Genomic DNA, 12,224 nt, shown 5'->3' with positions numbered 1-12,224 from the left:
TGAGGTCATCCTGCTTCAGAACGTGAAGTAGATGAATTCGCTCACGCGATTGACCGCCACCAGATTGTAGGTGAAGGCAATGCCGAACAGCAGGCCAAGCGCCGCCGCCCAGCCAAACGTCGGACGCCAGGCCAGCCGGGCATTTTTCGAACGGCCTTCGCCAAGCAGGAACTGCTGGGTGTTTGGCAGCCCCCACACGATCGCCAATGCCGCGACGAACCAGCCGAGCAGCAGACCGCCGGCGAGCCAGTCGTCTTCAACACCGACCCCGATCGCCTTCAGCATCTCCGATAATCCCGGCGCAGGATCGAGGAGAGGGCCATGGAGCCAGCCGTGCATGCCCCTCATGCCATCGAGAACGCGATGCGCCGCGTCGAAACTCTCGGCCCGAAAGAAGACCCAGGCGAGCACGACCAGGAGAAAGGTGGCAACCCGCGCGATCCATTGCCTGACGACATTGACCTCGCGCTCACCGCGAAGATTCCGCCAGGCGTGATTGACGAGCAGGAACAGGCCGTGCAACCCGCCCCAGGCGACGAACGTCCAGTTTGCACCATGCCAGAGGCCGCCGATCAGCATGGTGAGCATGATGTTGACATGGCGCCGGGCCGGCCCGGACCGGTTGCCACCCAGCGGGATGTAGACGTAGTCGCGCAGGAACAGCGACAGCGTGATGTGCCAGCGCCGCCAGAAGTCGATGATGCTCGTCGCCTTGTAGGGCGAGTTGAAGTTGAAGGGGAGGACGACGCCGAACATCAGGCCAAGTCCGATCGCCATGTCGGAATAGCCGGAAAAGTCGAAATAGATCTGGAAGGTGTAGGCCAGGGCGGCTCCCCAGGCGTTGACGAAGCCGGGCGTTCCGCCGCTCGCCGCGGAGGCGAATACAGGCGAGGCGTAGGCGGCCATGCTGTCCGCGATGATGGTCTTCTTGAACAGGCCGAACAGCAGGAAGCTGATGCCGAATGCGAAATTCTGCCAGGAGAAATGCGCGAAAGTCGGGGCGGAAAACTGCGGCAACAGCTGATGCGGGCGGATGATGGGGCCGGCGATCAAATGGGGGAAGAAGCTGACGAACAACGAATAGCGCGCCAGCGACGGTTCGGCCCGCTTCTGTTGCCGGGTCTCGATCAGATAGCTGATCTGTTCGAAGGTGTAGAAGGAAATCCCGACCGGCAGCGCGATGGTTGGAATGAAGAACGAGGCCGAAAATAATCCGTTGACGGTGGAAATGATCAGGCCGGTGTATTTGAAGTAGCCGATCAACGCGAGATTGAGCGTAATTCCGCCGATCAGCCATGCTCGCGAGCTCAGGCGGGAATGCGCGATGGTGTAGCCGAAGAGGAAATTAACGACCACCGAAACAAGGAAGAGAACGAAGTTGAACAGGCTCGAATAGGCATAGAAGATCAGGCATGCAGCAAGCAGGAACAGCAGCGCCGCATTCCGTCCGCGCAGCCAACCAAGCAGGTAGAAGCCGCCGAGCGTGATCGGCAGGAAGATAAACAGGAAGATGGGCGAGTTGAACAGCAAGGATTACCAACACGTCGCTTGGCTTTGACGATTTTGAACTTTCGAGCCCTGGGTCACGGCTGAGATCTGCGTTGCAAATTCAGAATTGGTGGCCGCCCAATCGGCAATTCCGGCGCGGCTATGCGCGAGATGCGCATTGATGTTCTCAGCCGTGAGGCGGACGCCAAAATCCGCCGGGGGCGGGGATTCCGGATGACCATGTCCGAAGATGCGATCGAGGACGAGATTGCCGGCCGCATGGCGGTAATGCGAAAACTCCCAGAACCAGCGCATCGGCGTTAGATCGGTACGTTCCGGAACGGTCTCACGCGCCACCGAGTTGGCGTCGCTGAAGTCCCACAGGGGAAACGGTTTGCGTCCGGCACGCGCAGCCTCCTCTTCATTGATTCGGACTACTTCCCTCTGCCAGAATTCGTAACGGTCGGAGAGGCCGAGCGCGACGAACAATTGCCGAACCGAAGTATGTAGTGGCGTCATGAAGAGTCGCAGATCGGTTTCCCGTTCATGGGCCCGCCGAACCAGGAAGCGGAATGCTTCGAAACTGCTCATTCCGGTGTCGGGGTTGTTGAAGCAATACATATACCGCGGCGGCATGAGCCAAACGTACCACCGCCAGGTCAGAACGTTGTCGCGGAAAACCTGGCCGTTTCCTCCGTTCTTGCGAATGTTGCCGTCCTGCCAATCCCAAATACGCATGCCACGGTTGTCGAACGATACGGGCTCCGATTGCCCGCGAAGTGTTGCAAGTGCGTCGCGCACGGCCGTTGTCGAAAAAATCAGCCGGAATAGCTCTCCAATCTGAAACGATGCTCTTCCGAGCGTCGGCCAACGCGACAGTAGCGCGTCCGAAAGATCGGCGTGCGGGAATCCGCCCGTCAATCCTTGCTTTTGACCGACTGCGGCGTAGTGCGAATAGCCGTCGCCGTATTCGCCGAGCGCCAATCGGATGCGTGCATCGGGGTTCCTGGACAGATAGTTGGCTTCGTTCCAGCCGTCGGGGAGGAATCCGCCCATTCGCTTTTCGGCACGTCCGGCCGCGAGATAATGGTGATAACCGTTCAGAAAAAGACCTTGCGAGATCTGATATTCGACGTCGCGGTTGACTTGCAGATATCTCGTCTCGCTCCAACCCTTCGGCGTAAAGCCGCCCTCGCGACCTTCCACCTTGCCTGCGGCGAGATAGTGGTGATAGCCGCTGATGAAGGTGCCGCGGGCAATCTCGTTTTTCACGTCGGGATTGACGCGCAGATAGAGTTCTTCGCGCCAGCCGGGCGGGGGCGTGCCGTCCTGCCGGCCTTCGGCGCGCCCGGCGGCAAGATAGTGGTGATAGCCGCTGACAAAGGTGCTCCGCCGAACTGCGGCGGCGACGTCAGGATAGATTCGAAGATACTGCGCCTCATTCCAGCCAGGTGGCGCCGCTCCGTTCTGTCGACCTTCGGTGCGCCCGGCGGCAAGATAGTGGTGATAGCCGCTGACGAAGGTGCCTCGCCGAACCTCGGCGGCGACATCCGGATAGAGTCGAAGGTAGAGCGCTTCGTTCCAGTCGGTGGGGGGACTGTCCTCCGCTAACCCGGCTTGGGTGCATTTCTCACGGTCCGCGTCTTTGCAAGCAGGGTCCGTGTCGGCTTCCGTCGGTAGCGCGGGTTGAGCCTGCGTGCGAGCCACTTCCCCGGGCGCAGGCGCCACAACGGAGGCAGGAGGTTTGCCCGCGCCGTGGGGCCGGCGCTTTGCAGGCTCTCCCGTCAGAAAATCGGCGAAGGCCCGAACCCCGTCGCCGGAGAATCGACCCTCCAGATATGTCTGGTCGCGTGGAAAGAAGATGTTGAAGCCGAAGAAATCCAGGCCGATCACGGCTTGCTTGAGCGGTGCAACTGATTGCGCATGGAGAAACGCCAGCATGACCTCGTAGCTGGTGGCCGAAGGCAGGCCGAAGTTGAAGACATTCTTGCCGTTCCATCCGGGATGCCGCGGATCGAGCGCGACCTCGGCGCGGGAACTGCCCAATATGACCGCGTCGGGCTTGATCCGCCGCACCTGATACGGCTTCACGGCGGGATCGTGATTTTCATAGCGCGGCCGCACGACATTGATCCCCGGAATGTCAGGGGTTCCGAACACGTAGTAAGGATCAACCAATACGATGAGCGCGGAGAGGGCGAGCGGAGGTATCGCTACAAATCCAATGAATCCGACGGTAAAGCGTCGAAAGCTGGAGCCGATTGACGATGCGGGATCGGCAGCCTTGCTGGTCGCAGAGACGAGTGCGCTCACCTTGGTCGTGGCTCGCTTGAGTTGATTTCGTAGGTTGAGCGCAACCTATCCAAGGACTCCACGAGGGTCAAATGGGCAGGAACGCGAATAGGAGCAAGCTATCAGCGCGCTGCTTGAGCTTGACGGTTCCGAACTTTCCGGCCGTGCGCCGCAGCAGAGATCTGCATTGCAAAACTCGGATGGTCGCCCAATCCCGGGACTTTCGCCCGGCTGCGCGCAAGATGAATACTTATGTTCTCGCCCGAGAGGCAGACGCTGAAATCGGTCGGCTGGATGGGCCCAGACGATCATATGCCAGCACGCGATCGGGAATGGAGATTGCTCGCCGTCCTGCGGTGATGCCCGCCGCCGCACCAGCGGCTTCTCCGCTCCGCGCGCGGTAGCGGCCAAGTAGCCGATGACAGTGGACCGGTCTCGTCGGCAGACGCCGAGTCGTCTTGTACTGACCGGCAGACCTTTCGCGCCTGGCTCACGCCACGGATCGGCCGCTCGGCTGCGAACGGGCAGTTCGAGGTGCTGCTGGAATCCCGCGAGCCGATCGGCCGCAAATACTTCGATTACCACCGGCTTGCTGATCTGTCGGATACTGAGCTCGTGATCTACGGGCGCAACTCCGTCGTCCCAGGAGGCTCGTCGGTTTCCCGATACCAACTCCGTCAGCCATTCGCGGACATGGACATTCTTGTGCGGCCAATTGCACGAGGGCATGTGCCGATCATGGGGCCGCGCACCCATGGGCTCTGGCTCGGTTCGACCATCGCACACGAGGTGAAGCTTGCGGTGTGACAGGGGGCTATCTGGACCCCGAACCAGCACGGAAGTTCTGCTGCCGGTGATGGCGCGATCGGACTTGCGAGCCTCTCTGGGACCAGTCAGGATAAGCGCGCTACGGTAAGCAATTCCAAACCGGAAGACGCTGATGCGAACACTCTTTTCATTCTGTGTCGCCCTGGCCTGTTTCTCGGCAGCGATGACCCTGAGCTGGTCCAGCGCGAATGCAGTGTTCTGGCGTGGCCTGACCGCACCAACCGACATTGATTACCACGGCTACACCATCATCAAGGAGCCTCCGCCGAGCCCCTGCCAGTGGATACGGGTCAACGGCTATTACGTCCGCCAACGTGTACGCTAGTAGTTGTCCGTGCTTCATGTGAAATGCCGGCGATTGGTCAACTTGGTGCTGTCCGCTATCCAAGGTCGGGAATCGCCGGGTTCGGCCGATCGATAGAATAGAGCGCACCAACATTGGCGGCTGATTACAGCCCTCAATCCTCGATTGCGTTCAACTCCTCCGCGTTTCTCTGGGCCGACAACGCTGTGCATCGTCAGGCCCATGATGGCTGAGCGCTCGGGAGGCGCCAGCGCGCTGTCGCGCGTCGGCCGAACGCAGGCCGTTGAGCGAAATGGTTAATTCGAGGGAGGAGTACCCCTTTTGCTCCGCATCACCACTCTATGGAGCACGCGAAACCTTCGGTGCAGACATTATAAATGAATCCAGTTGGCGCTAGGGGTTTTTCGCCAACGAACGTTCCGATGTCTGTCATCTCCAAGGAAGGGATCCTCCTATGTTGACGTATTATATTGAAGCTAAGGAAGCGTTGAAGCGTTTGCGCACGGACCAGGACGGCGTGGTGTCGTTCGAGTACATCATCGTCGCGGTTTGTATCGTTGGTGCAGTGGGTGCTGTGTTCGGTGGCGGTGCTGGTGGTCAGATCGGCGCGGCGCTGACGACCGGGATCACCGCTATCACCACCGCTTTCGCTACGGCCATCGCTGGTTGATACAGCCATCTTGACGCCAGAGGGGGGCAATCCAGGCTGCCCCCCCTCCTGCAAGAGTGCCCCCCACAAAGTTGCCTTCCGCTTTTTTTGGCGTGCATTTGATGAATTGGATTGCTCCCACGGCCTCGCTTCTGCAAATCCTGTTGTTGCTCTATGTCGCAACGATCGATGTCGCGACGCGCTTGATCCGAAACGAAATTTGTCTGGCGCTAGCACTTCTCGGGATCGCCACTCAATTGCCCAACTCGATGCAGATTGCCGAGTCGCTGATAGCAGCCGCGGTCCTCTTCCTGCTGCTGTTTGTCCTGTACACGCGCGGTGGAATTGGCGGCGGCGACGTCAAGTTGCTGACTGCGTTGGCGATCGGCTTTCCCCTGACGGGCGTGATTCAGCTGCTGACCGTTACCGCGTTGGCTGGCGGCATTCTTGCCCTGGTGCATCTGCTGATGCGCCTCCTGCCATATCCCAGGCTAGCGCCCGCCGGCTCGTCGCTCATGCGCCGCGTCTACGCGGTCGAACGGTGGCGACATTTGCGACACGCACCGCTGCCTTACGGGGTGGCCATAGCATGCGGTGGCATTTGGACCATTTTCAGTCGAGGACTTTGACATGTCATCCGCCTTGCGTCTCTCGATCATCACAGTTCTGTTGCTCGCAACCGCCGCGTTCGGGCTTATTGCCTACAACATGAACCTGCCGAAACAGGTTCCGGTAGCGGTCACGGAGCAGGGGCCGGCGCCTCCTTCGACTGTCGGGTACTTTGTTGCGGCACGTCCGCTATCGAGAGGTACATTGGCCCGCGATGAAGATTTCGCAGTACGCTCGGCGCCGCCTGAACGTCTTCCAGCGGGGGCGATTCTCGAAACGCCCGACGCGAAGGCCGGACTTACCGGCTCTCTGGTTCGCAAGTTCGTCGAGGCTGGCAGTCCAATTACCTTGCAGGACGTGTTGCGGCCGCGAGATCGCGGCTTCCTGGCCAGCGTCTTGGCACCGGATAGCCGTGCAATCAGCATCAAGGTTGACGAGGAATCTGGCGTCTCGGGGCTGATCAGGCCCGGTGATCATGTCGATGTCTTGTTGACCCAAGTGTTCGAGAAGGCAGATCCGGCGCGTCGGGCCATGAGCGAGGTCGTTCTGGGCAACGTTCGGGTCATTGCTATTGATCAGGAGATTGTGCAAGGCGGGCGAACCGTTAGCTCTTTGGCCGGCAAGCAAGCGCAAACCGTGTCGTTGGAGCTTGCGCCAGACCAGGTCAAGAAGATCACAGTCGCAAAGCAGATCGGAACGATCTCGCTGGCCGTACGGGCAGCAGTCGAGCAGTGGGATACGGCGGACACTGGCTCCATGTCCAGCTGCGATGTGTCGCCGGAAATTGCTCGCCAGAATGCAGTTGCCGGCCGGACTGCAGCGGTAGTCGTTCATGCTGGCGGTCAGGTCAAGCAATACTCAGTCAGGAAAGACTCAGGCGACGGGGACTCTATGGTCAACTGCGATGGGTCGGAAGTTTTCCACCGGGGTGCGACGATGGTGGTTCAGGCAGGCAAGGTGCTGGAGAAACGTTGATGAGCGTTAATATTGCAGTCGTCAGTTCACCTGAAGAAGCTACATCTGTTGTAGCCCGCAACCGGATCGTCTGTTTTGTGAATGACGAGCTTAGTGCTGCGGCTCTGCGCAAGGGCCTCGAAGGTAGCAACATATCGATCAAGCGTGGCACGATCCGTAATGCCATACGGATGCTCGAAACCGATACCGATATATCCGCGTTGGTGACGGACATCAGCGGCATCGAAGACCCATTCGCTGAGCTGGGACGGTTGGCCGGCGTCTGCCCGCCCGATGTCCGGGTTGCTCTGGTCGGCGAGAGCAGGGAGATTACGTTCTACCGCGAGCTTATGGATCTTGGCCTGACCGAGTATCTGCCGAAGCCGATCACGCGGGACATGGTGCTGGACCAGCTACGCCCGAAGCTGCTTGGCGATGTGGCCCACAGTCAGCCCGATCGCGGCGGGCATGTGATCTCGATCTGCGGAGCGCAGGGCGGCGCCGGAGCGACGAGTATCGCCATCAACCTCGCCCTGCAGCTGGCCGAGACCACCAAGGCCAAGGTCGCGCTGCTCGACCTTCACCTGCAAGCCGGCGAAACAGCCGTGATGTTGGGTGTTCGGCCTGGGCCAGGGCTCCGTATCGCCTTGGAGAACCCGATGCGGGCGGACACGTTGTTCCTCGAGCGCGCGGCAATTGAGGTCAACGAGCGGGTTTGCCTGATTTCCGCCGATGAGGAGTTGGATGCGCAGCTCGACATCACTGAAGCGGGCGTGAGACACGTGCTCGGTCTGCTCCGCCAACGGTTCAATTACATCGTTGTCGATGTACCGGTCCCATTTCCGCCATCCATCCATCCGGTGATCACTCTTTCTCGTCACGTGCTGGTGCTGCTCGAAGCCGAGGTGACTGGACTTCGTAATGCTCATGCGCTGCGTACCGCTGTCACCAACATCGCCGGCAAGGATCGGGTCTTTACTCTCCTGAACCGCGCCGATCGCCCCGGCGGCCTCCCCAGGGCCGCGATTGTCAAGGCCTTGGGGGCAGAACCAGACATGGTGGTACCCGATCTCGGGAAGGGGATGACTCAGGCGGTCAATCTCGGAATTCCAGCGCTCAAGCACGTATCGGGACTGCGGCGTCACCTCGCCCCGATTGTACGGGAAATCACAGGGCTCGGCGCCGAGCAGAAGGGACGGCTGAGGAGGCTGCTGGGACTATGAAGACCTTTGGTAGGCGCGACGACGATACGCCAGCTCCTTTGCCTGCAGTGACGCCATTGCCTGCGTCGACGCCGAGCTTGCCTGCATCTGCGCCCAGGCACGCGCCTTCGACTCAACGGCCCCTGATGCCGGCCTCGCTCCGCGAGCGAGTCATCGAGCAGATTGATCCGTCGGTTGCCGCAACGGTTTCGCGAGATGTCCTTCGGCGGCAGATCGAGGAAATCATCCATGGAATCGCCAACGAGGAACGACTTGAACTGTCGGGTCGCGAGCAGATTCAGCTAGCGGACGAGATTGCGGACGACATGACCGGCTACGGGCCGCTGCGTCCGCTTCTGCTCGATCAATCGATCAACGATATCATGGTGAACGGTCCGAGTAACGTCTACGTGGAGCGAAGCGGCAGGCTGGAACGAATTGCCGTGCGATTCCGCGACAATGATCACATCGCCTCCGTCGCGCAGAAGATTGCCGCGCAGGTTGGTCGGCGCGTCGACGAATCCAGCCCGATGGTGGATTGTCGCCTGCTGGATGGCAGCCGCGTCAACATCATCCTCCCGCCGCTGGCGATTCATAGTCCGTGCATCTCCATCCGAAAATTCCCAAGCCTTCGTTTGGATATGGCCGGATTGATCGAAAACGGCTCAATGACCGCGGCAATCGGACAATTGCTGGAGGTCGCGGCCCGATCTCGGCTCAACGTTCTGGTCTCCGGCGGCACCGGTTCCGGTAAGACAACGCTCTTGAATGCGATGAGTCAGTACATCGATCACACCGAGCGCATTGTCACGATCGAGGATGCGGCAGAATTGCAGCTTCAGCAGCCGCACGTGGTTAGCCTGGAGACCCGGCCTCCCAGTCTCGAAGGCACAGGACAGGTGACACAGCGCGATCTCTTGTGGAATGCGCTGCGCATGCGTCCTGACCGGATCGTCGTGGGCGAGGTGCGCGGCGCTGAAGCATTTGACATGCTGCAGGCGATGAACACCGGCCATGATGGTTCGATCTCCACGGTGCATGCCAACAGCACCCGCGATGCCCTGACCCGCATCGAAAACATGGTGCAGATGGGGCAGGTTAATCTACCGTCGCGCGCCATTCGAACTCAAATCGTCGCTGCGCTGGATCTCATTGTGCAGGTCGAACGCATGCGGGACGGACAGCGCCGTATCATTCAGATCAGCGAGGTAATCGGGCTGGAGGGGGACGTGATCACCACCAATGACATCGCAGCCTTCGAGTACCAGGATGAGGATGTGCATGGGCGGTTATCGGGCACCTACAGGTGCAACCTTGCAACCCCGAAATTCAAAAGCCGTCTTGTCTATTACGGGCTGGACGGAGCTTGGGCCGAGGCGATGAGGCAGATATGATGCCGGAGTCCGTGATCGTCACTGTTCTGGCGCTCGCGATGTGCGCAGCAGCCATTGCGTTGTGGCTCGATGCTCGGGAAAGACGCATCGATCGCCGGCTGGCTGTTGCTTTGCCAGCCTCACATCCAGCCAACCTGCTTTCCATTCGCCGCACGGAAACCGGATCCCAGACTCAGTTCCTCCATCGCCTGGTCAATTACAATCCCGAGATACCGAACATTTGGCATCCGGCCTATGTGCTGGTTGCCGGTGCGTTCGCAGCGGCAGCAAGCCTCTATGCGATTAGCCAGCTCGGATATTCCATTCTCTACGGGGGCATCGCCGCTGCAATCGCGGCCGTCATCGTGATGCGAGGGCTGTTTGGATGGCAGCAACGTCGCGTCGCCCTCCAGCTTTTTCGACAGCTGCCTGATGCGATCCAGCTGGTGACGAGTACGGTTCGATCGGGTTTGCCCGTGCACGAAGCATTCCGCGCCCTCGCGCGCGAAATGCCGCAACCAACAGCTGGGCAGTTTGCCATCGTATGCAACGAAGTGAATATGGGGAGACCTCCAGCGGAAGCTGTCGAAGGTGTCTATCGCCGAACGCGAGTGGCCGAGTATGCGATGTTTGCGGTGACGCTTGCAGTCCAGTTGAAGTCAGGTGGCAGCTTGGCTGAAACCCTGCAGAACCTGGGAGACACTGTGAGGCAGCGTGTTGCGCTGGCTGCTCGCGCCAAGGCGCTGGCAGGAGAGGTGATCTTTTCCTCACGAGCGCTGACAATCTCGCCCTTGATTGGAGGCGGGGTACTCTACGCGGCCAATCCGCAAACTGTTGATCTCTTGTTCACCGATCCGGTTGGAAACAAGCTGCTCGCTTACGCGGTAGGCTCAGTGCTTGTCGGAGCCTTGGTGATAAGTTGGATGGTCAGAAGGGAAACACAACTATGACTTTTGGCCTCGGTCTGGTGGCCCTCGCATTGGCAGCTGGGACTGCGACCAGCCTGATGATTATCCGCGAGATACACATTCGTACTGTGGACGCACGGGTGGCAAACGCGGTGATGGGCGGTGCTGGCGGGGCAGCACCCTTCCAAGACGTGACCGGTTGGTTCTCATGGCTCGGCACGCGGTATCGCCGCTTCTACGCTGAGGAGAATCTGGATCAATTACGAACGATCCTTCAATCATCAGGTTTCAATCATCGTCGCGCGTTGCCGACCTGGATCGGTGTCAAAGCTGTCGCCATGTTCCTATGCCCGATCATCGCCGGGTGTGTCGCTCAGCTTTTCGGGAAGTCACTGACGGATGTGCTGGTCTTCACACTCATGGGCGTGATGATCGGAATCTTGGGGCCACGATTGATACTGGCGGTGCTGAAGCGGCGGTTTGATGCTGCCATTCGGGTAGGTACGCCGGATATGATCGATTTGCTGGTCGTGTGCAGCGAAGCGGGAATGGGCCTGGAGAGCGGGCTCGCTCGCGTCGCGCAAGAAATGAGCGAGACCAATCCCCCTATGGCCCGGGTCATACACTGCCTTCTTGATGATCTGCGGATACTGCCAAATCGCAGCGAAGCATTCGATAAATTAGGAGCTACATCGGATGGGCTTCGCCGATTCGGCACCATGGTGGCTCAAAGCCTGCAATACGGAACGCCGGTAGGCCAGGCTCTGCGGAATATCGCTGTCGACCTCCGGCGAGAACGCATTACCAAGCTTGAAGAAAGAGCACACAAATTGGGCGCCAAGCTGACCATTCCGATGGTGCTGTTCCTGCTTCCAGCCATGTTCGTCGTTTTGGGAGGAAGTCCCATTCTGCACCTGGTGCGTTCGTTCGCCAGCTTCGGTAAATAGCCATGAGCACGGTTGCCCTGTCGAAAACCTCCTCTTACGACCGGACGATGCAACTGTTCGGCGGCATGTGGTTCATGCTGCTGGCGCTTGGCGTCGCTTTCAATATTGGATCATCCGCCGATAAACCTTGGCCATCGCTCTTGTCGAGTGTTTGCCTTGGTACCTTCTACGTGCTCCTGGCGCTATTGACGATGACGCGGTCGCCGGCGAAGGCGCAAGCGGATGGCGTCCTCCCAAGAATAGCGGCGTTCGTCGGCACCTATATGCCATGGACGATAGCCTTCTTCGGCAAGACCGACCAAGCGTTACCGAACCTGGCATCCACCGCTTGCGTGTTGATCGGCATGATCATGATGCTGGTCACCATCCGACACCTTGGCAGGTCATTCAGTCTGGTGCCACAGGCGCGCAACGTGGTGCAAACGGGTCCGTACCGGTGGATCAAGCATCCGCTCTACCTTGCGGAAGAAATCGCAGTGTTGGGAGTGGTGCTGAGAAACCCGACGCCGCTGACGGCGGTGCTGTTCGTCCTGCATATCGGCGTTCAGGTATGCCGAATTCTTTACGAAGAAGACCTGCTTCGGCGCAATTGCCCCGAATATTCCAGCTACGAGGCATCGCGTTGGAGAGTAGTCCCTTATGTTTGGTGAACGACTATGCGTGGCCGAAT

12 protein-coding genes are annotated in these 12,224 nt (G+C 59.6%); 10 read left to right on the top strand and 2 right to left on the bottom strand.

Annotation, left to right across the window (positions count from 1 at the left end; genetic code table 11):
- Positions 1-15: 15 nt before the first annotated feature.
- Together A3M7_RS0139365 and A3M7_RS0139360 are read right to left on the bottom strand one after the other, a co-directional pair.
- A complete protein-coding gene (locus A3M7_RS0139365; RefSeq protein ID WP_027548800.1) occupies positions 16-1,530 on the bottom strand; it encodes an MBOAT family protein in 1,515 nt (504 codons plus the stop codon).
- Between the two features lie 3 nt (positions 1,531-1,533).
- Positions 1,534-3,801 carry a hypothetical protein gene (locus A3M7_RS0139360; RefSeq protein WP_027548799.1) on the bottom strand — a complete coding sequence of 756 codons (2,268 nt, stop codon included), beginning with the start codon at positions 3,799-3,801 and terminating at the stop codon, positions 1,534-1,536.
- A gap of 513 nt (positions 3,802-4,314) precedes the next feature.
- Here A3M7_RS0139360 and A3M7_RS50135 point away from each other — a divergent pair.
- From A3M7_RS50135 to A3M7_RS0139315, 10 genes are all read left to right on the top strand, one after another.
- On the top strand, positions 4,315-4,587 hold the full coding sequence (locus A3M7_RS50135) for a hypothetical protein (RefSeq protein ID WP_027548798.1): 273 nt from the start codon (positions 4,315-4,317) through the stop codon (positions 4,585-4,587).
- A gap of 133 nt (positions 4,588-4,720) precedes the next feature.
- Positions 4,721-4,933, top strand: a complete 213-nt coding sequence (locus tag A3M7_RS50130; RefSeq protein WP_198033903.1) for a hypothetical protein — start codon at positions 4,721-4,723, stop codon at positions 4,931-4,933.
- 433 nt (positions 4,934-5,366) lie between these two features.
- Positions 5,367-5,582 carry a hypothetical protein gene (locus tag A3M7_RS0139350; protein ID WP_025576376.1) on the top strand — a complete coding sequence of 72 codons (216 nt, stop codon included), beginning with the start codon at positions 5,367-5,369 and terminating at the stop codon, positions 5,580-5,582.
- A 101-nt stretch (positions 5,583-5,683) separates the two neighbouring features.
- Positions 5,684-6,190, top strand: coding sequence for a prepilin peptidase (locus A3M7_RS0139345; RefSeq protein ID WP_049823977.1), 507 nt, complete (start codon positions 5,684-5,686; stop codon positions 6,188-6,190).
- A gap of 1 nt (position 6,191) precedes the next feature.
- Positions 6,192-7,145 (top strand): Flp pilus assembly protein CpaB, encoded by a 954-nt coding sequence (gene cpaB / locus A3M7_RS0139340; protein WP_027548796.1) that lies wholly within the window; start codon positions 6,192-6,194, stop codon positions 7,143-7,145.
- Positions 7,145-8,347 (top strand): AAA family ATPase, encoded by a 1,203-nt coding sequence (locus tag A3M7_RS0139335; protein ID WP_049823976.1) that lies wholly within the window; start codon positions 7,145-7,147, stop codon positions 8,345-8,347. Before cpaB ends, A3M7_RS0139335 begins: the two co-directional genes overlap by 1 nt.
- Positions 8,344-9,720, top strand: a complete 1,377-nt coding sequence (locus A3M7_RS0139330; protein WP_027548794.1) for a CpaF family protein — start codon at positions 8,344-8,346, stop codon at positions 9,718-9,720. Before A3M7_RS0139335 ends, A3M7_RS0139330 begins: the two co-directional genes overlap by 4 nt.
- On the top strand, positions 9,717-10,649 hold the full coding sequence (locus tag A3M7_RS0139325) for a type II secretion system F family protein (protein WP_027548793.1): 933 nt from the start codon (positions 9,717-9,719) through the stop codon (positions 10,647-10,649). Before A3M7_RS0139330 ends, A3M7_RS0139325 begins: the two co-directional genes overlap by 4 nt.
- Complete coding sequence (locus A3M7_RS0139320; RefSeq protein WP_027548792.1) at positions 10,646-11,554, top strand: type II secretion system F family protein; 909 nt, start codon at positions 10,646-10,648, stop codon at positions 11,552-11,554. Before A3M7_RS0139325 ends, A3M7_RS0139320 begins: the two co-directional genes overlap by 4 nt.
- Before the next feature lie 2 nt (positions 11,555-11,556).
- A complete protein-coding gene (locus tag A3M7_RS0139315) occupies positions 11,557-12,204 on the top strand; it encodes an isoprenylcysteine carboxylmethyltransferase family protein (RefSeq protein ID WP_027548791.1) in 648 nt (215 codons plus the stop codon).
- Positions 12,205-12,224: the final 20 nt, after the last annotated feature.

It is taken from the genome of Bradyrhizobium sp. WSM2254, from assembly GCF_000472645.1.
Classification (GTDB): Bacteria; Pseudomonadota; Alphaproteobacteria; order Rhizobiales; family Xanthobacteraceae; genus Bradyrhizobium; species Bradyrhizobium niftali.
This window is presented reverse-complemented; position numbering and strand designations above follow the sequence as displayed.